The organism is Pseudomonas sp. Irchel s3a10 (assembly GCF_900187525.1).
GTDB classification, from domain to species: Bacteria; Pseudomonadota; Gammaproteobacteria; order Pseudomonadales; family Pseudomonadaceae; genus Aquipseudomonas; species Aquipseudomonas koreensis_G.
Genome location: NZ_FYDR01000001.1, coordinates 219,100 through 238,003, shown reverse-complemented (window position 1 = coordinate 238,003; position 18,904 = coordinate 219,100). Strand labels below are relative to the sequence as shown.

14 protein-coding genes are annotated in these 18,904 nt (G+C 61.2%); 7 read left to right on the top strand and 7 right to left on the bottom strand.

Annotated elements, in window-relative coordinates; translation table 11 throughout:
- Positions 1–532 precede the first annotated feature (532 nt).
- The gene (speB, locus tag CKW11_RS01100; protein WP_095135662.1) at positions 533–1,492 is read right to left on the bottom strand and encodes an agmatinase; all 960 of its coding nucleotides are present in this window, start codon (positions 1,490–1,492) and stop codon (positions 533–535) included.
- 16 nt (positions 1,493–1,508) lie between these two features.
- Entirely contained in the window at positions 1,509–2,600 is a 1,092-nt protein-coding gene (locus CKW11_RS01095; protein ID WP_095136746.1) for a polyamine ABC transporter substrate-binding protein, read from the bottom strand.
- A 99-nt stretch (positions 2,601–2,699) separates the two neighbouring features.
- On the opposite strand from CKW11_RS01095, the gene CKW11_RS01090 reads away from it, so the two are divergent.
- The 3 genes from CKW11_RS01090 to CKW11_RS01080 all read left to right on the top strand — a co-directional run bounded on the left by CKW11_RS01090 (position 2,700) and on the right by CKW11_RS01080 (position 5,872).
- Complete coding sequence (locus CKW11_RS01090) at positions 2,700–3,593, top strand: LysR family transcriptional regulator (protein ID WP_095135644.1); 894 nt, start codon at positions 2,700–2,702, stop codon at positions 3,591–3,593.
- Positions 3,594–3,866: 273 nt separating this feature from the next.
- Positions 3,867–5,333 carry a nucleobase:cation symporter-2 family protein gene (locus tag CKW11_RS01085; RefSeq protein WP_095135642.1) on the top strand — a complete coding sequence of 489 codons (1,467 nt, stop codon included), beginning with the start codon at positions 3,867–3,869 and terminating at the stop codon, positions 5,331–5,333.
- Between the two features lie 65 nt (positions 5,334–5,398).
- The gene (locus tag CKW11_RS01080; protein WP_095135640.1) at positions 5,399–5,872 is read left to right on the top strand and encodes an LEA type 2 family protein; all 474 of its coding nucleotides are present in this window, start codon (positions 5,399–5,401) and stop codon (positions 5,870–5,872) included.
- A gap of 132 nt (positions 5,873–6,004) precedes the next feature.
- On the opposite strand, the gene CKW11_RS01075 is transcribed toward CKW11_RS01080, so the two are convergent.
- Positions 6,005–6,928 carry a carbon-nitrogen hydrolase family protein gene (locus tag CKW11_RS01075; protein ID WP_095135638.1) on the bottom strand — a complete coding sequence of 308 codons (924 nt, stop codon included), beginning with the start codon at positions 6,926–6,928 and terminating at the stop codon, positions 6,005–6,007.
- A gap of 84 nt (positions 6,929–7,012) precedes the next feature.
- Between CKW11_RS01075 and CKW11_RS01070 the strand changes: the two genes are divergently transcribed.
- On the top strand, positions 7,013–7,927 hold the full coding sequence (locus tag CKW11_RS01070) for a LysR family transcriptional regulator (RefSeq protein ID WP_095135636.1): 915 nt from the start codon (positions 7,013–7,015) through the stop codon (positions 7,925–7,927).
- A gap of 7 nt (positions 7,928–7,934) precedes the next feature.
- On the opposite strand, the gene CKW11_RS01065 is transcribed toward CKW11_RS01070, so the two are convergent.
- Positions 7,935–8,189, bottom strand: a complete 255-nt coding sequence (locus tag CKW11_RS01065) for a hypothetical protein (protein ID WP_003224595.1) — start codon at positions 8,187–8,189, stop codon at positions 7,935–7,937.
- A 153-nt stretch (positions 8,190–8,342) separates the two neighbouring features.
- Here CKW11_RS01065 and CKW11_RS01060 point away from each other — a divergent pair, with 153 nt between their 5' ends.
- Positions 8,343–8,660 carry a YqjD family protein gene (locus CKW11_RS01060; protein WP_007961870.1) on the top strand — a complete coding sequence of 106 codons (318 nt, stop codon included), beginning with the start codon at positions 8,343–8,345 and terminating at the stop codon, positions 8,658–8,660.
- Between the two features lie 170 nt (positions 8,661–8,830).
- Here the strand turns inward: CKW11_RS01060 and CKW11_RS01055 are convergent, their stop codons facing one another.
- Positions 8,831–9,871, bottom strand: a complete 1,041-nt coding sequence (locus CKW11_RS01055; protein WP_095135634.1) for an Ldh family oxidoreductase — start codon at positions 9,869–9,871, stop codon at positions 8,831–8,833.
- A 233-nt stretch (positions 9,872–10,104) separates the two neighbouring features.
- Between CKW11_RS01055 and CKW11_RS01050 the strand changes: the two genes are divergently transcribed.
- On the top strand, positions 10,105–14,931 hold the full coding sequence (locus CKW11_RS01050; protein WP_371917848.1) for a hypothetical protein: 4,827 nt from the start codon (positions 10,105–10,107) through the stop codon (positions 14,929–14,931).
- A gap of 54 nt (positions 14,932–14,985) precedes the next feature.
- Here the strand turns inward: CKW11_RS01050 and CKW11_RS01045 are convergent, their stop codons facing one another.
- Positions 14,986–15,255 (bottom strand): PepSY domain-containing protein, encoded by a 270-nt coding sequence (locus CKW11_RS01045; protein WP_007961867.1) that lies wholly within the window; start codon positions 15,253–15,255, stop codon positions 14,986–14,988.
- A 152-nt stretch (positions 15,256–15,407) separates the two neighbouring features.
- Between CKW11_RS01045 and CKW11_RS01040 the strand changes: the two genes are divergently transcribed.
- On the top strand, positions 15,408–16,415 hold the full coding sequence (locus CKW11_RS01040; RefSeq protein ID WP_095135630.1) for a FecR family protein: 1,008 nt from the start codon (positions 15,408–15,410) through the stop codon (positions 16,413–16,415).
- 89 nt (positions 16,416–16,504) lie between these two features.
- On the opposite strand, the gene CKW11_RS01035 is transcribed toward CKW11_RS01040, so the two are convergent.
- Entirely contained in the window at positions 16,505–18,850 is a 2,346-nt protein-coding gene (locus CKW11_RS01035) for an acylase (RefSeq protein ID WP_095135628.1), read from the bottom strand.
- Positions 18,851–18,904: the final 54 nt, after the last annotated feature.

The following is an 18,904-nucleotide window of genomic DNA, read 5'->3' as shown; positions in this document are numbered from 1 at the left end:
TGGGTTTTGTGGGGGGCAAAGATCGACTGTATATCTCGCGACCTCAAAACAGCGTGCAGCAACTGCCTGGAATACAACCTCCTGTGGGAGCGGGCTTGCTCGCGAAGGCGTCAAGTCAGCCAACATCATCGTTGAATGACACACCGCTTTCGTGAGCAAGCCCACTCCCACATGGGTTTTGTGGGGGGCAAAAATCGACTGTATATCTCGCGACCTCAAAACAGCGTGCAGCAACTGCTTGGAATACAACCTCCTGTGGGAGCGGGCTTGCTCGCGAAGGCGTCAAGTCAGCCAACATCATCGTTGAATGACACACCGCTTTCGTGAGCAAGCCCACTCCAACATTGGCTTTGTGGGGGGCAAAGATCGACTGTATATCTCGCGACCTCAAAACAGCGTGCAGCAACTGCCTGGAATACAACCTCCTGTGGGAGCGGGCTTGCTCGCGAAGGCGTCAGGCCAGCCAGCAGCATCGTTGTATGACACACCGCTTTCGTGAGCAAGCCCACTCCCACATTGGCTTTGCGGTGTTTTAAAGGTCGACTTTGTGTCGCGCGGCGTACAGGCAGAGCATTTCCATCGCCAGGGTTGCCGCTGCCAGTGACGTCACGTCCGCATGGTCATAAGCCGGCGCCACTTCCACCACGTCCATGCCGACCAGATTGATCCCGCGCAACCCGCCGAGGATTTCCAGCGCCTGCACCGTGCTCAGCCCGCCACACACCGGAGTGCCGGTGCCCGGGGCAAAGGCCGGATCCAGGCAATCGATATCAAACGTCAGGTACACCGGGTGATCGCCGACCCGCGCGCGAATCGCCTCGACAATCGCCTCGCAGCCACGCCGATGCACCTGGCGCGCGTCAAGCACGGCAAAGCCCTGATGGTCGTCATTGGTGGTGCGCAACCCGATCTGCACCGAGCGCGCCGGATCCACCAGCCCTTCCCTGGCCGCGTGCCAGAACATGGTGCCGTGATCGACGCGCTTGCCGCCCTCGTCCGGCCAGGTGTCGCTGTGCGCATCGAAGTGGATCAGCGACAGCGCGCCGTGTTTGCGCGCATGGGCCTTGAGCAGCGGATAGGTGATGAAGTGGTCGCCGCCAAACGTCAGCATCGCGCTGCCGGCATCAAGAATGCGCTCGGCGTGGGCCTCGATGCTTTCCGGAATGGTCTGCGGCGAGCCGTAATCGAAATCGCAGTCGCCGTAGTCGATCACCGCCAGATGATCGAACGGGTCGAACGCCCATGGCCAGTGCCGTTCCCAGGCGATCCCGGTGGAGGCGGCGCGAATCCCCCGTGGCCCGAAGCGTGCGCCCGGGCGGTTGCTGGTGGCGGTGTCGAACGGCACCCCGCTGACCGCCACGTCGACGCCGCGCAAATCACGGCTGTAACGGCGACGCATGAAACTGGTGATCCCGGCGTAGGTGCTTTCGGCACTGGTGCCGTACAGGCTGTCGCGGGTCAGGGCTTGATCGTTGAGCATCGGCACGTCCATCGGTGTGCTCCCTTTGTTATTGATGGCTACGGAAAGTGGTCCACAGACGCGTGCGCTGACGCATGTCCTTGAGGCTCATGCTGCGGTCGGCGTACAAGCGCTCGCGCATTTCGGCGGGCGGATAAATGTCCGGATCGTTACGCACAGCTTCGTCCACCAGCGGCGTCGCGGCCTGATTGGCGGTGGCGAAAAACAGCGCGTTGGTCAGCTCGGCGACCGACTCGGGACGCAGCATGAATTCGATGAACGTGCGCGCCGCTTGCGGGTTCGGCGCGTCCTTGGGAATGGCCAGATTGTCCTGCCAGATCAGCGTGCCTTCGCGCGGAATCCGGTAGGCGACTTCGTAGGCTTTGTTGGCCTTGTGCGCCTGATCGGCAGCCATGCTCACATCGCCGTTGTAGGTCAGCGCCAGGCACACGCTGCCATTGGCCAGATCGTTGATCTGCCGGCCGGTGGCGACGTACAACACCGACGGCTGGAGTTTCTGCAACAAGGTTTCGGCGGCGGCCAGATCACTCTTGTCGGTGCTGTAGGGATCTTTACCGAGGTAGTGCAGCGCCAGACCAATGACTTCCTGCGGCGAATCGAGCACGGCAATCCCGCAGTCCTTGAGTTTGCTCGCGTACTCGGGCTTGAACAGCAGATCGAGGCTGTTCAGCGGCACGTCCGGCAAGCGCTTTTTCACCGCCTCGACGTTCAGCCCCAACCCGAGCGTGCCCCAGGTATAAGGCACGGCGTAGCGATTGCCGGGATCGACGCCGGCGAGTTTCTCCAGCAGGTCGGGATCAAGATTGGCGTAGCCCTTGAGGCCTTCGTGGGAGATTTCCTTCAGCGCACCCGCCGCCAGTCCTCGGGCCAGCACGCTGGACGACGGCACCACCACGTCATAACCGCTGCCACCGGTCAGCAGTTTGGTTTCCAGCACCTCGGAAGTATCGAAGGTGTCGTAGCGCACATGAATACCGGTCTCCTCTTCGAAACGCTGCAGGGTTTGCGCCGGCACGTAATCGGCCCAGCTGTAGAGATTGAGGGTTTTGTCCTCGGCCTGGGCATTGAGGGCCACGGACAGCAACAGCGCGGGAAAACACAGCTTGGACACGGGAGCCATGACGAACACCTGACCGGAGGAAGTGGTGGCAGGATGCGCCGTCGGATACATTGCAGAAATATCAAGTTTGTTAACCTGACTTTATCCCGGAGTAATGTAATGCTCGGTCAGCTTCACGACCTCGACTTGCAGTTGCTGCGCCTGTTTGTGCGGGTCGTGGAATGTGGCGGCTTCAGCGCGGCGCAAGGTGAACTGGGCCTGAGCCAGTCGAGTATCAGCCAGCAAATGGCCAAATTGGAAACCCGTCTCGGCTATCGCCTGTGCAGCCGGGGCAAGGGCGGTTTCAGGGTGACGCCCAAGGGTGAGCAACTGTTGATCGCGATTCGCGCACTGTTCCAGTCCATCGAGACGTTCCGGCATCAATCCAACGGCGTTGCCGGACGGTTGATCGGAGAGGTGCGGCTGGGCTTGTCCGAGGCGGTTGATCAGTCGGTGCTGCTGCGGGTGGCGGAGGCGATCCGGCGCTTTCGCGAGCGCGATGAGTCGGTGCGCATCGAGTTGATCAGCGCGATGCCCGGGGAGATGGAGCGCCTGCTGCTGCAACAGCGGCTGGACCTGGCCATCGGTTATTTCTCCCAGGTGCAGAGCGCTTTCGATTACCGCGAGCTGTTCCGGGAAACCCAGCATTTGTATTGCGCGCAGGGGCATCCGCTGTTCGGCGTCGATGCGCCGGATGACGCGGCGTTGCAGGCCTGTGACCGGGTGGATCATCCGTATCGGTTCATGCGCAGTGGCGAGCCGTTTCCGGACAAGCGCTTTTCTGCGCGTTCGGAGCAGGTCGAAGGCACCCTCGCCTTCATTCTTTCCGGCAAGCATGTCGATTATCTGCCCGATCACTACGCGCGGGTCTGGGAGGACAAGGGCTTGCTACGCGCGTTGCGGCCTGGGGAGCTGAGTTTCGAAGTGGCATTTCATCTGGCCCGGCATCGTGCACAGGTACCGGGGGATGCGCAGAAGGCGTTTGAAGAGGATTTGCTCAGCGCGTTTACATGACTTCTAAGCTTTTGTGGCGAGGGAGCTTGCTCCCGCTGGGGTGCGAAGCAGCCCTCTGCATTGTCCAGTCAATAGTGTTTTACGACTGCTACGCAGCCGAACGGGAGCAAGCTCCCTCGCCACAACAATGTGTGGCAGGGTGCGCGGATTACCGCCAACACCAATAAAACCTGACCTTTCAGGCAATTTTTGCTCGTTGCCCTCGCCGTCCTCTTCCGGCATCCTGCGCCTCCATTTTCTGACCCGGCCCCGCCTCGCGGCGCGCAAAACACCATGACCGCCTCTGAAAAAGTCCCGCGCAACAACGATCTGCTCTACGGCCTCAACGACCGTCCACACCTCACCGCCACCGTCTTCGCCGCGCTGCAACACGTGCTGGCGAGCTTCGTCGGCATCATCACCCCGACCCTGATCATGGGTGGCGCCCTCGGCCTGCAAAGCGAAATTCCGTACCTGATCAGCATGGCGCTGTTCGTCTCGGGCTTGGGTACGTTCGTTCAAGCCAAGCGTTTCGGCCCGGTCGGTTCCGGTCTGCTGTGCCTGCAAGGCACCAGTTTTTCCTTCATCAGCGTGATTCTCAGCGCCGGGTTCATGGTCAAGGCCCGGGGCGGCGGCACCGATGAAATCCTCTCGACGATTTTCGGTGTGTGCTTTTTCGCCGCGTTCATCGAAGTGGTGCTCAGTCAGTTCATCGGCAAACTGCGGATGCTGATCACCCCGGTGGTCACCGGCACCATCATCACCCTGATGGGCCTGTCGCTGATCAAAGTGGCGATGACCGACATTGCCGGCGGTTTCGGCGCGCCCGATCTGGGCGCCGCCAGCCATGTGTTTCTGGCCGCGTTGGTGATCGGCACTATTGTTGTGCTGAACCGCGTCGACGTGCCGTTCCTGCGCCTGGGCGCGATCGTCATCGGCCTGACCCTCGGCTACGTGGTCGCCTGGCTGATGGGCACGGTGGATTTCGCCTCGATGCCGGAAGTGCCGCTGGTCAGCGTGCCGGTGCCGTTCAAGTACGGCTTCAATTTCGACTGGGTGGCGTTCGTGCCGGTGGCGGTGATCTTCCTGGTTTCGCCGCTGGAAGCGGCCGGTGACCTGACCGCCAACTCGATGATCTCGCGGCAACCGGTCAAAGGCCCGCTGTACATCCGCCGAATCAAATCCGGTCTGCTCGCCGATGGCCTCAACTCGGCGATGGCAGCGGTGTTCAACAGCATGCCGATGGTCACGTTCGCGCAGAACAACGGTGTGATCCAGTTGACTGGCGTGGCCAGCCGCTACGTGGCGTTTTTCATCGCCGGCCTGCTGGTGCTGCTGGGGCTGTTCCCGATGATCGGCGCGGTGCTGCAACTGATGCCCAAACCGGTGCTCGGCGGCGCTGAACTGGTGATGTTCGGCACCGTGGCCGTGGCCGGGATCAAGATCCTCGCCGAGGCTGGCCTGCATCGGCGCAACATGTTGATCGTGGCGATCTCCGTGGGCATGGGCCTGGGCATCGCCGCCGTGCCGGAAGTGCTGCGCGAGTTGCCGCAAGCGCTGCGTAACATCTTCGAATCGCCGATCACCGTCGGTGCGTTGTGCGCTATCGTGCTGAATATCTTCCTGCCGGAAGAATTCATTGAGCTGGAGGAAGACGATTTCGATCCGGAAGCGTCGATTCTGCAGGTCATGGAAAACCCCGATCTGCCGGCCAAAGCTGAACCTGCAACGGCAGCGGCGGTCGCACAGTTGAACCGCTGACGCTGCGCCATGAAAAAAGGGCTGAGCCGGCAACGGTTCAGCCCTTTTTCGTTGAGAGACTGTTTATGCGCCGCGCCCACGCCGTCATCCTGTCCCTGCTGCTGTTGTCCCTGAGCGCCTGCGCGCTGTTTCCTAACCGAGATCCGGTGAACATCAACGTGGTCGGCCTCGAACCGTTGCCGAGCCAGGATCTGGAAGTGCGTTTCGCGATCAAGTTGCGGGTGCAGAACCCCAATGAGACGGCCATCGATTACAACGGCATCGCCCTGGATCTGGAGGTCAATGGCCGTCCATTGGCCTCGGGCGTCAGCGATCAGGTCGGCTCGATCCCGCGCTTTTCGGAAACCGTGGTCAGCGTACCGGTCAGCGTGTCCGCGTTCTCGGTATTACGCCAGACCCTTGGCCTGAGCCAGACTCAAACCCTCGACAACCTGCCTTACGTGCTGCGCGGCAAACTCGCGGGCGGGGTGTTCGGCACCATGCGTTTTGTCGACAGCGGCAAGCTGAGTTTGCCAAAGGCCACTTCTGCGACGTGGTAATCGACTGCACACACTTTCCCCTGTGGGAGCGGGCTTGCTCGCGAAAGCGGTGTGACATTCAACGATGATGTTGGATGATCTGACGCATTCGCGAGCAAGCTCGCTCCCACAGGGTATGTGTCAGTCCTGAAGTCATGCGGTGAAACGCACGCCGGGTTTGGCCCGCTCATCGACACTCAGCTCAAACACATCCGGCCGCGCATAGTGGCCAACCACGTCATAGTCGTACCGCGCCCGCACCAGCTCATCAGTATCGATCTCAGCCGTCAGCAACCCGGCCTCGCCGCGCAAAGGCCCCGCCAGCACGTCGCCCATCGGCCCGACAATCACACTGCCGCCGGCAATCAGCGGACGATCCGCCGGCCAGTTGGCAATCTCCACGCCGAGCTCGTTTGGCGAGGCCTGCACCTGACAGGCGCTGACCACAAAGCAGCGGCCCTCATGGGCAATGTGGCGCATGCTGACCTGCCACATCTCGCGCTCGTCCACGGTCGGCGCGCACCAGACTTCAATGCCTTTGGCGTACATCGCCGTGCGCAACAGCGGCATCATGTTTTCCCAGCACACCACCGCACCGAGCTTCCCGACCTGAGTGTCGAGCACCGGCAGCGTCGAGCCATCGCCCTTGCCCCAGATCAGCCGTTCGGTGCCGGTCGGCATCAGTTTACGATGCTTGGCCACCAGCCCTGCCTGCGGATCGAAATACAGCGCCGTGCAATACAACGTGCTGCCGGCACGCTCGATCACGCCGATCACCAGATTGGCCCCGGTGCGCGCCGACAAACCGGCCAGTGCCTCGGTTTCTGCCCCCGGCACTTCAATGGCGTTGGCGAAATAGCGGGCGTAGGCCTCGCGGCCCTCGGGCAAGCGATAACCCAGCTGCGTGCCGAAGCCCTCGCCTTTCGGATAACCGCCAAGCAACGCTTCAGGCATCACCACCAAAGCCGCGCCGGACTCGCTGATCGCGTCTTCCCAACTGAGGATCTGTTCCAGGGTTTCACCCTTGCCACCGGGCAAGGCGCCGATCTGCAGGGCGGCGACGATTGATTTGGGCATTGCGGTCACTCCATCGGGTTCAAGTGTTGCCGATTCTGCGGCGGCGCGGGATCATGAATAAAGACCGATTCACTGCTGAATGATATGAGCCAAATGAATATCGCAACCGTCGACCTCAACCTGCTGAAAGTCTTCGAAGCCCTGCATGAGGAGTCCAGCGCCAGCCGTGCGGCGCTGCGTCTGGGCGTGACGCAATCGGCGGTCAGCGCAGCATTGCGTCGATTGCGTGAGATGTATGGCGATCAATTGTTCGTACGCACCGGGCGCGGATTGGCGCCGACACTCAAGGCCAATCAACTGAAACCGGTGGTCAGTGAAGCGCTGAATAAATGTCGGCAGAGCCTGGCGATGGTCGACCCCGAGGCACATCACTATGACGGCCGCTCAGTCACCATAGGCCTGTCGGATGATTTTGAAATTGCCTATGGCCGACGCCTGATCGATGCCATCGCTCGCAACGCGCCCAAACTGCGGCTGATCTTCTGTCAGACCCACAGCCAGATCGTCGCCCGCGCGCTGATGGAGCGCAGCATCGACCTGGCGATCACCGCCGGTGGATTCGCCGAGCGTCTGCTCAGCCGTCAGGTGTTGGGTGAAGGGGATTATGCGTGTCTGGTCGATCCGGGCAGTCTGGCGCCCGGCCAACAGCGCATCGATTTGCCGGAGTTCGTCGCCCGCGAGCACATTCTGGTGTCCTCGGGCGGTTTTATCGGCATCACCGATGAAGGCCTCGCGGCGCTGGGCCTGAGCCGGCGGGTCTGCGCCTCGACCACGCACTTTGCCGCGCTGCCACATCTGCTCAAGGGCAGCGGCGCGGTAGCAACCATCCCGACCCATGCCGCTCAGGCCATTGCCGAGCTCAGCGGACTGGTGCTGCTGCCCTGCCCGCTGGCGTTGCCGCGTTACCCGATCGAAATGGGCTGGCGCACCAGCACGCAGATCGATCCGGTGGTGATCAAGGTGCGTGAGGCGATTGTCGGGTGTTTCAACACCGACTGAGGCGCTGTTACTTGTTGGCCGCCATCAGTCGATTGACTTCACTGCGCACCATGTTGGCGAATTCCGGCGGGGACATGCCATCCAGCTCGGCGCGCACCCACTCGGCCCATTTGCCCTTGCGCTTGGAGCGTTCGCCGAACAACCGCGCGGCTTCGCCTTTGGCTTTGCCCAGATTGTTCTGCCAGAGTTCGAACAGACGGGATTTCTCGTCTTCCAGCGCAGCGCGCTCGGCGAGGGATTTGTCGGCCAGATTGAAACTCATGGGGAAATACCTGCTGCGTAAAATGGCGACATCTTACACGCTCGGCGGAAATCTCCCGCGCAGGTTTTTCTTTCGCACCTAAAATCAGTGCAACTTTTCAGTCAGCGCCACACTCCATTGATCACTGTTCATCCATCTGCAAGGAGTCACCCAATGGCCCGCAAATCCCGCGTGCAAGCCGTCGAAGACCAAATCAAGGATCAGGCCTTCAGCGAACTTCAGGCTTTGATCGAAGAGTCCGACAAACTGCTCAAGAGCAGCGCCTCACTGGTGGGCGAAGAAGCCGAGACCCTGCGCGGACAAATCGCCCTGAAACTGCAACAGGCGCTGGACTCCGTGTCGAGCGTGCGTGAGCGCACCAAACCTGCGGTCGAGGCCACCGAGAGCTACATTGGCGGCCACCCGTGGCAGACCGTGGCGATCTCGGCCGGTTTCGGTCTGGTGGTGGGCTTGTTGCTCGGTCGTCGTTAAGTGACATTTGCCTGATCCCATTCTGTGGGATCAGGCAGTAAACCTGTGGCGAGGGAGCTTGCTCCCGCTGGACTGCGCAGCAGTCCCCCTGTTTCTCAAGTAGACAAAGGGGGGAACCGCTGCGCAACCCGGCGGGAGCAAGCTCCCTCGCCACATTGGCTATCTGCCAATTATTCCCCGGCCAATTCGCGCAACTGCACCAGCGTCTGCTCATCCAGCACAATCCCCTCGGCCAGCGATCTGGCCCGCTGCAAATGCCGACGATCACCCGGCAAGCGCTTCAACCCCACCCCATGCATCTGCCGCACCAGCTCTTCGCTGCGTTCGGCAAAGCTCTGCCCGGCGGACTTGCTCGGGTCAATGACAATCAGCAGTTGTCCGGTCCACGGGGTCTTGGCCCCGGGATGGTTCGACCAGTCGAACTCGAAGGAAAAATTGCCCCCGGTTAACGCCGCCGCCAGCAGCTCGACCATCATCGACAACGCCGAACCTTTGTGGCCGCCGAATGGCAACAGTGCGCCGCCCTCAAGAATGGCCTTCGGATCCTGCGTCGCCTGACCGAGACCGTCCACGCCCATTCCGGCAGGCAGCCGTTCGCCCTTGCGCGCCGCGATCTGCACGTCGCCGTGAGCAATGGCGCTGGTCGCCAGATCAAAGACAATCGGCGCGCCACCCGTCCGGGGCGCGGCAAAGGCAATCGGGTTGGTGCCGAACAGCGGCCTGTCGGCACCATGCGGCACCACGCAGGTCATGCTGTTGACCACGCTGAGCGCCACCAGCCCTTCCTCGGCGAACGGCTCGACGTCCGGCCATAGCGCCGCAAAGTGATGGGAGTTGCGAATCGCCAATACGGCGATCCCGGCGTTGCGCGCCTTTTCCACCAGCAGCGGCCGAGCAGCGGCCAGTGCGGGCTGGGCGAAACCGTTGCCGGCATCGACTCGCACGAAACCGGAGGCTACGTCCTCGACTTGCGGCACAGCCTGTCCATTGACCCAGCCACTTTTCAGGGTCGAAACATAACCGGGGATACGGAACACACCATGACTGTGCGCACCGTCACGTTCAGCGCCGGCGCAGTTGGCAGCCAGGGTTCGGGCGACGGACGCCGACGTACCGTGGCGCAGGAAAACCTTTTCAAGCAGTTGCGTCAGCGCTTCGAGCGGGAGTGTGGACGCAACGGGGGAAGACACGCAATCGTGTGGCGCAGACATCTGAAGCTCCAGACTAATTATTGGAGGGAACAACAGCGTACGAATACCTTGCCCAGCGATTAACCACGTCAGACATGGGTGCTGTCAACCGTTGCGGTGTCTGCCTGTCGCAGCAAGCACATTACGTTGCCGCTGGTGCGGTAACTATGTACCACCTCTGCTATCGATCCGGTCTTTAGTCTCGTGTCTCAATTTACCGGTGCACCGGACGGTGCCCTGAACGAGACCCGATGATGCCTGCTCCCACTCCTCCCCTGCTGTTCCAGCCCATCCTCAACTCCCCCGGATCGTGGCGCGAACTCGGCAATGTCCATCACTTGTCCGGCGCTGACTTCCAATGGCTGAGTCACGTGCAACTGGCGACCCACGCACTTCGCAGTCAGCAGACCCCGCCCATGCTTGCCCAGCGCATCCTGCTCAATACCGCTGGTGCGCCAGCGGTGCCTCTGGCCGGCAGTTTCATACTCAGTGCCACCCCGGATGATCACGGCATCCTGTTGTACACACCTTTCGCCGGGCTGAAAAAACATGCCAGCCTCACCGCCCTGACCGCGCACCTGGAACAGCATCTGAACAGCGCCAGCGAGGACGACCGGCTGCTGGCGTTCCTCGCCCTTTCCCAACGCAAACGACTGGCAGAACAGCACGGTATCAGCGTGACCTACCAGCTTGTCGAGGGCGATATCTTCGAGGATCAACGCGTCGCCATCGAGGACTGCCAGCAGCTCAACGCGCAGGCGATGCTTGATGAATTGATGCAACTGCCCGAACTTGGCAGCCTGCTCCAGACCATCGTCGACGCACTACTGACGCCAACGATGCGCGGCGTCGACCAGACACGCACGCGCGTGAACCTGTACGCGACCACGACTGCCACCGGCCCGGCATCGACCGACCTTGCTTCACGGCGCGGGCTTGAAGCGCTGTCACTTGGCGATGCGTTGCTGTTGCACTATCGCCACTCCGGATGGGCGGTTGGCCAGACCCATGAGTTTTCGCACCCCGACCGGACTTTCCAGGCCAGTGACCAGCAACACTGGGAGACAGCCATCACCACGGCTTCAGGCAAACTGCTGGTGTTGCTGTACCAGCAAATGGAGCGCTACTGGAATGGGCCCAGCGCTGACGGGGCCTCGCGGCGCGACGTGTTTGCGCAGATCATTCGGCAGCAGGCGCTGGCGGACTTTTTGCTCAAGCGCGAGGCCGGCATCATCGATCAGCGCCAATTCGACATCCTGCTGACCTCGCTGGGGTTCAGTGAAAGTCCGGCACGTCGCGCGGCCGTGGAAACCGTGCGGTTATGGGAGCACCAGGCAAACTTCGTGGAGCTGGCCGGCGCGCTGATGATCAGCCATTCCGACAGTTGCCTGTATACCCCGACGCACGGCTTGCAGGTACTCAGGGACTACGAAGATCTCAAATCCATGCTGCTCGGCAAGTTCGCCAGCCCCGGGCACGAAGACGAACTCTATGGTCTGTTGAGTCTCGACGAGCGCCAGCGCTTCCTCGGTTTCGACCGGCCGCAGGTTTCCGGCAAATCGATCGCCGGAGACGTGTTCAGCGTCCTGCTCGAGTTGATCATCACCAAGCAACGACAGAACATCGACTATGCCTTGCAGTTGTACCGGCACAGCGACGGCGTGGTGGATATCCGCGCACTGCTCGACAAGGCCCTGGACATCCGTTCGATGCTCCACGAGCGCCTTGTCACCCTGGATACCCGCGGGCGCTGGAGCACCCGGCCGATGCTCACCGGCAACCAACTACCTTCAAGGGTGCTGGCGGACACCGCCGCAGCCGAAGTGCGCAAATTCGGCAGCATCATGCCGACCATCGTCGCAGACTTCGCCGCCCAGCCGTTGACCGTCACAGCGCTGCAGCGTACCTACCTGCAAGGTATCGCAGCGAAGCTGGCGCACGCCCTGTCTGTCGGCATCAATGGCGAAGCACGGTTGAGAGTCCTGAACGCAACGTTGAGCCGGCATGAGCAAGCCCTGGTCGACACCGTGTTCAATCCGGATAACCCGGATCGCAGCCGCCGCAAGGCACTCAACGGGTTTCGGCCGGACGCCTGGTCATTGACGTTACAGGTCGCCGGTGAGAGCGAAATGCTGCCGCTGGCCAACTGCGTCCTGCTCACGGAACGCGGAGGCCTCGATACGCAGCACTCCGGACGCGCGATTTTGTGGACCCCGGCTCTGGGCCTGGAAGTCTTCCGCTCGATCGAGCAAGCCAGACAGGTTTTGAGCCAGCGGCTGCTGGACCCGCAAAAACGCCTGGTGCTGCTGGACAACCTTTCACCCCTGCACCAGAGGTTCCATCAAAACTACACGCTGGGACGGTTACAGCTGATCAGCGGCAATGTCCTGCAGGATCGCACCGAATCAGCAATCGAACACTTCCTCCAGCGCTGTGAACAGGTGCGGGGCCGCCAATGGCCAAAGCCACGGGAACATCAGATCCTCAAGATGTTGAGTGGGCAAGTCGTGGAAACCAACCTGCAACGCGCCACCGCTCTGGCGCAGGCCCTCGCTAAACAGCATTCACTGCCTGCCTGGCTGGGAATGGCCAGGCTAGACGATCAGCAGTTGCACCTGGAACTGCTGGAACAGTGGCGGCACAGCGTCATCGACGACGAGGATTATCTCCACGCGCTGCCAACCTTGCGTGATTACATCCGGCAGACCCTCAAGTCTCTGCTGAGCACCCGCTTGCACAGGCAGGATCTCGACCCCGAACAAATTACCGTCACCCCGGCGCTGAGCCTGATCGGGTCTGCGATGAGCCTGACCGATTTCGCCTTGAACCATGCGCATATTGCCCAGGACACTGCATTCACCCTAAGTTCGCGCACCGACCGGGCGCTGCCGACCGGACTCGACCAGCAAGCGGTCCGAAGCCTGCTGCTGTCCTTGAACGTTGCGACAACATTTGCCGATAAAATCACCACGGTGTTGTCCGCGAATGACGTCGATGCCGAGCAACGCAAGCTGCGTTTCGTCCAGCAACTCCCCTGGCAACTGCTGCAGCATGCCCATCAGCTACAACTGCAACAACGCTTGTCGCCGAAGGCCTTCGGCTTGATTTCACAGGTGCTCGACATGCCCGATGCCGTCGCTCGCGCGACCGTGCAAGGGGCAGATGCGATTGTCCGTCCGTTGGCGCTGATCAAGACCGCCGGAGCCTCAGCGATCAAAGCGCTGGGGCTGTACTTGATCGGCCCTGCGGAAAAAACCGGCCCGCAGGTGCTTTATGCGCCCTACCATGGAGAGCACGCATTCAGTGAGTTCGAGGACGAGGCGGCAGTGATCGCCGCGCTGAATACGCCGGGCTCACTGCAGGACTTGCTGCTGCGCCGCTTGCCGGAAAGTCAACGTTCGATCTTCAGCGCGTTGTTCAAGACGAGCAGCGGCCAGACGAGCGAGATGACCCTGGCCACTACCCCGGTCGACGGCAACTTGCTGCTGCAGTTGTTCGACGACAATCTGGCCTTGTTGCCACACCTGCTGAGCAGCCATTCGCTGCCATCGGCGCAGGCGGATTGGGACGCCGCGAAGCACCTGTTCAGTTCCGGCATCCAGCAGATCCGGGGCCTGCTGCCGGGCAAACTCGCCTATGTGCAGTTTCTCTGGCAAAGCTTCAAGGACTTCATGGGTTCGGCCGAAGCGTTGCAGGATCACCACTGGAAACGTGCGCTGGAAACCTTTATCGCCGGCGCAGCGGAGATGATCAGTCTCGGGCGGCTGGCACTGGAATCACGTCTGGAATCTCAAGCCGTGGCAGCGCCGCAATCACCGCAGCCAACCACATTGAGCGCTCCCGTCCTTGCGCAGACAAAGCCGACCGATCCGCTGCGCACCTCGCTGCAGTCATTCGAGACTCCAGCAGTCGCCCTGAAGGATCTGACTCACAATGCTGCCGAGGGCACGTATCAGGATCTGAAAACCAAAGCGAGTTACGCCCCTATCGCCGGCAAAGTCTATCCCGTGGAGCGGCCGGGAGCCGTCTGGCAAATCAAGGGCGCCGAGCAGCCAGGCCCGGTGCTGCAACACACCGCTTCCCGGCAACTGGTGCTGGATCCGGATCGCCACACCGTGCATTTCGGCAAGGCCATGTCGACGATGTTCAACCATTACGCCACCGATCGCCAGGCGCGGTACATGCTGAATATCGAAGCGCAAGGCATGGAGGAAATCCGCGCCCGCCATCCGGAAAAAGCCCGCATGTTGATCGAGGCGATTGATCTGGCCCGGCATTACGCGTTCAACAGCCTGCACAATCTTGCCCAACTGAGAAACTATGTACCGGGCACCCGCCTCGATACTTTTCTCAAGTCTTTTTTTGGTGTGCAACGGATTGATGCCGACATTCTCGACAAATTGAAGCAGGCGATCGTGCCGATCTGCGATGCACTGGTCGATCCAACGGAAGACCTGTTGAACACCAGTCGCTTTGTGGTCGGCTCGAACAGACACAGCAGCTCGGGTGTAATAGCCTTTGTACTGGGTGGCGATTTACTCAAGAAAGTCCATTTCACCGAAAAGTTCTTCAATCAAGGGCTGGATTGGTACAACACGGGCCTGACCGAACCTTTCAATGTTGACGGGCATGCACGGGCGGCGACGCTGATCCACGAGTTTTCCCATCAGTTCAGCAAGACCGTCGACATTGCCTCCCTGGAAGCGCGGCGCCCGTTTGCTGATCTGATTGCTACGGTGACCGGTTACGGAGCGGCCCGCAAACAGGTACAGACACGATTTCAGCGCGAAGCACTGTCACTGTCCACGCCCCACGTTGAGCTGTTTTCGCGCTGGAGCAATGACGCTCAGGAGTGGCTGGATATCGACGAGTTTGAGGGCATGGAACATGTGCGCAGGGAAGTTCTCAAGACCACGCGTACCAGGAATCTGGAAGACGCAAGAACGGCGTTTCTCAGCCCGACCAACCCGCATCCACGCATCGACACGATATTGCGCAACGCCGATTCGATCGCCTTCCTGATCTGCGAAATGGGCCGCCAGCTCGATCCGGTGACCCAACCTCACGGAGGGCTCAACTGAGGCAAAAAAAATGCGCAGGCGGTTGGCCTGCGCATTGTTTATCGCTGGGTGAACTCAGTCTTTCTGGTCACGCAATACATTGCCCGAGGCGCCATCGATGCGGAATTCATACACCGAACCGTCGGCTTTGCGGCCCTCGCCTTTCCAGTAGCCGTCATTGTCGGCCTCGATTTCATAGACTTCGACGTAACCGGCCTTGGTTTTCACGATCTCGATAGCCTTTTCGATGGTGACCCAGCCCGCACCGGGACGATCAGCCATGGCGGCACCGGCGCTGAACAAGGCGGCAGTGGCGATTGCAGCGGCTAAGGTTTTTTTGATCATTTTTTCACTCCATTTGTAGATGATGTACGTCAGACGTCCTGAATTTTGGCGTCACACGGAAAAATAAGTTCCACTTTGATGGGCAATTGCCATGACGGATGTTCTCGGCACCCGGCTCTCAAGGTTAGAATGCAGCAAATCAGGACGAGTCAATGACCCAAGAATCCCTCTCGGAAGCCGAATACGATGCGATCACCGATGCCGCCGCGCACTGGTGCATGCGTCTGCACGCCGTAGACTGCTCCGTCGAGGAGCGTCTGGCTTTCGAGCAATGGCGCGATGCTCATCCGCTGCATGCGTTCGAATATGAGGCCATGCTGGAGATCTGGGACGTTGCCGAACATCTGCCGCGTCCGCCGCTGCCACCAACGCTCAATGTGCCGCTGACCGATGCGGTGCCCGCCTGGCGGCGCTATGCAATTGCCGCGAGTGTCTGCGCCCTGGCCTTGCCACTGGCGGCGTACAGTGGCTGGAATCTGGGCTGGTTGCCCAACAGCTATCAGCATTTCGAAGCCACCGACAATGTCCGTCAGGTCACCTTGAAGGACGGCAGTCAGGTCGAGCTCAACCTCAACACCGAGCTGACCTTCAGCAATTACAAGGACGAGCGGCGGGTCACCCTGAAAAAGGGTGAAGCCTTTTTCGAAGTCAGCCATGACCTCTCCCACCCGTTCGTGGTCAGGGCCGGCGAAGGCAAGATCCGCGTGACCGGCACCCGCTTCAATGTCTGGCTCTACGAAGATCAGGTGCGGGTCAATCTGATCGAAGGCTCGGTGCTGGTGACCAGTAACGCCGCCCTGCCCGGCGACGGTCTGCGCCTGGGGCCGGCCATGCAGGCGCAGTACCGGCATGGCGACTACACGCCACAGATCAGCCAGACCTACGCCAACAATAACGCCCTGGCCTGGCGCAGCGGCAAACTGGTGCTCGACAACCTGGCACTGAACGAAGCCTTGCCGCTGATCAATCGCTACCTGAGCAAACCGCTGAAACTGGCCGACGCCAGTACCGGCGCAATCCGCGTCGGCGGCGTCTACAACATCAAAGAACTCGGCGGCCTCGTCAACACCCTGCCCAAGGTGCTGCCGGTCTACCTGACGCGTAACACCGACGGTGATCCGGTGATCAACTCGATGCCGCGGCAGCCACCAAAAACCTGAAACCGGGCACCACCTGCCAAGGTAAATTCAGGGCAACAAAAAAGCCGCTGTTCCTGTCAAGGAGCAGCGGCTTTTTCGTTCAGGACAACTTACTGCGCAGCCACTCCGGCAGTCTTGCCCGCCACCTCGCGAACCGTTTGCACCTGATATTGCGGATCGGCAGCGATCTGCTGCTCAGTGAACGGCAACACGCTCCACTGCTTTTTCGAAAACGCCTCGGTCTGATCCCGGGAGTATTTCGACTCGGGGTCGCTCGACAGCGAGAACGCCAGCAGCCCTTGAGCGTGCGGGCCCTTGTCGTCGAAGGTCACCACTTGCAGATAGCTGGTGCCGCTGACCACTTCAAGTTTGCCATCTTCACGCGGCACGCTCTGGATCGCGTTGTAGATCCCCAGCGTTCCCGGCCCGCCGTGAATCGCGGTTTGTCGGGCGCCGCTGCTCACCACCTGGATATCGCCCCAGCGGGTGTCGGGTTTCAGGCCCAGTTTCTGCGCGGTGGCGGCCGACGCCAGCAGCGCTTCACGCAGTGCCTTGCTCACCGCCGGTTGCTCGATCGCCAGACCGCGTGGCGTGTGTTGCGGGTCTTTTGGATCGAACGGCACGCGCCAGACATCCGGCGACGCTTGCAGCGCCTGCATGATGTTCTGGAAGTGCACCAGACCAATGCCCGAATCCAGATTCGCCCGGCCATCCCAACCCTTGAGACTGGCACAAACCGGCTTCAATGCGGCCGCGTCCGCACCCAGATCCGCAGCGCAAAACTTCAGCAGATCGGGCAGCACCTGAGTCGCCAGATAGACGTTGTCGTCCATCACCATCTGTTGCAGATCCTTCACCGCCAACGGACCTTTTTTGCCCAGAGCACTCAGGCGCTCCAGCGCAAATCGCGCGCGCAGGCCCAGCGGCTGGCCGTCCTGACTGATCAGCGGCGAGAACCCTGTCAGCGGTTGTGCCGGGTTCGCCAGCCACGCGGAATCGTTGGAGTGCTGGACGAAATCCTTGCGCAACAGTTGCGGCAGCTGGCTGGCGGCATAGATGCCCTTCTGCGCAGCTTGCGGATCGATATCCCAGGCGCAAGCGCTGTTGGAGCCGTCGAGCACGATCATCTGCAAGCCGATGCGCGGGTCGCTGCATTTGGCCAGTTTGTTGGCGCTGACGTTCGGCACCACCGACAGGTTCATGTACAGCGTCTGCCCCTGGTCATCCACGGCCAGGGTGTTGACCCAGGGGATGCCCTGAATCTTGTGCACCGAATCCTGCAGATCCTTGAGGCTCGACGCCTGATTCATCGCGTACCACTGCGTCAGCACGCGATCATTGTCCAGGTTGGCGTCGCGCAGGCTGTAGGCGTACTGATGATCCCAGTCGAGCTTGCCCGGCCATTGCACGATCGGGCCGAACTGCGAGCTGTAGACATCGCGCGAAACCGGCACCACCTGGCCGTCCGCCTGTTTGACCTGCACGGTGACCGTCTGCTTGTTCAGCGGCAGGGACTTGCCGTCGAGCATGTAGCGGGTCGGGTCTTTCGGGTCGAGTTGCAGACGATACAGGGTGAAGTGTTTGGATGAATCCACGGTGTGGGTCCACGCCAGATGCTGGTTGAAACCGATGTTGATCATCGGCAACCCCGGCAAGGCAGCGCCCATGACGTCGAGTTTGCCCGGAATGGTCAGGTGCATCTGGTAAAAGCGCATGCCGCCCACCCACGGGAAATGCGGGTTGGCCAGCAGCATGCCGCGCCCGTTGAACGAGCGCTCGCTGCCCACCGCCACGGCGTTACTGCCGCGATCCAGAGCGAAGCGCTGCAGGCGCGCGTCCGCCAATTGATAGGCTTGGGCATTGCTGCCGAGCTGGGCCGTGGCCTGCGGCGGTGTCGCGCCAGCCAGCGCCTCGGCGAACTGCCCGACACCGCCCTCGACCAGCAAGCGCCGAGTGAGTTTGACCAGATCTTCGGCGGCGATATCACGCACCCATTCGCCCTGACACTGTTGCGGCAGACCCTGCTGGCGGCGCTCGGCGAGATAGCGGTTGTAGCCCGCGGCATAACCTTCCACCAGGTCGTGCACCTGCGCCGGTTGCGCGTCCCAGAACGCCTTCACCGCTGCAGGCGTATTGAGCCATGTGAAGAACAGGTCGCTGACGCGATTCTCGCGTTGTTCGACGGTGAACTGCTCCGGCCCGAAATAACGCGAGCGCTGGCCGTTGACCGTGACGATCTCGTTGGCCAGCAGGCACAGGTTGTCCTGCGCGTAGGCGTAACCGATGCCGAAACCCAGTCCGCGTTCATTTTCCGCACGGATGTGCGGCACACCAAAGGAGGTGCGGCGGATATCGGCACTGGCTTGTGCAGCGGGACTGAAGGCATGGGCGGACAGACTGAGTCCGAGAAACGCACCGGCGAGGGCCAGTCCGGTTAACTGTCGGGAAATAATCACACTCGCTCCTGAACGACAAGACAAGGATCGGCGCTTGCGCCGGATCCGCTCTGA

What these genes read in the sequence shown, in the direction of transcription:
- speB (WP_095135662.1), bottom strand. Translation starts at nt 1,492, where the DNA reads ATGGACGTGCCGATGCTCAACGATCAAGCCCTGACCCGCGACAGCCTG.
- CKW11_RS01095 (WP_095136746.1), bottom strand. Translation starts at nt 2,600, where the DNA reads ATGGCTCCCGTGTCCAAGCTGTGTTTTCCCGCGCTGTTGCTGTCCGTG.
- CKW11_RS01090 (WP_095135644.1), top strand. Translation starts at nt 2,700, where the DNA reads ATGCTCGGTCAGCTTCACGACCTCGACTTGCAGTTGCTGCGCCTGTTT.
- CKW11_RS01085 (WP_095135642.1), top strand. Translation starts at nt 3,867, where the DNA reads ATGACCGCCTCTGAAAAAGTCCCGCGCAACAACGATCTGCTCTACGGC.
- CKW11_RS01080 (WP_095135640.1), top strand. Translation starts at nt 5,399, where the DNA reads ATGCGCCGCGCCCACGCCGTCATCCTGTCCCTGCTGCTGTTGTCCCTG.
- CKW11_RS01075 (WP_095135638.1), bottom strand. Translation starts at nt 6,928, where the DNA reads ATGCCCAAATCAATCGTCGCCGCCCTGCAGATCGGCGCCTTGCCCGGT.
- CKW11_RS01070 (WP_095135636.1), top strand. Translation starts at nt 7,013, where the DNA reads ATGAGCCAAATGAATATCGCAACCGTCGACCTCAACCTGCTGAAAGTC.
- CKW11_RS01065 (WP_003224595.1), bottom strand. Translation starts at nt 8,189, where the DNA reads ATGAGTTTCAATCTGGCCGACAAATCCCTCGCCGAGCGCGCTGCGCTG.
- CKW11_RS01060 (WP_007961870.1), top strand. Translation starts at nt 8,343, where the DNA reads ATGGCCCGCAAATCCCGCGTGCAAGCCGTCGAAGACCAAATCAAGGAT.
- CKW11_RS01055 (WP_095135634.1), bottom strand. Translation starts at nt 9,871, where the DNA reads ATGTCTGCGCCACACGATTGCGTGTCTTCCCCCGTTGCGTCCACACTC.
- CKW11_RS01050 (WP_371917848.1), top strand. Translation starts at nt 10,105, where the DNA reads ATGCCTGCTCCCACTCCTCCCCTGCTGTTCCAGCCCATCCTCAACTCC.
- CKW11_RS01045 (WP_007961867.1), bottom strand. Translation starts at nt 15,255, where the DNA reads ATGATCAAAAAAACCTTAGCCGCTGCAATCGCCACTGCCGCCTTGTTC.
- CKW11_RS01040 (WP_095135630.1), top strand. Translation starts at nt 15,408, where the DNA reads ATGACCCAAGAATCCCTCTCGGAAGCCGAATACGATGCGATCACCGAT.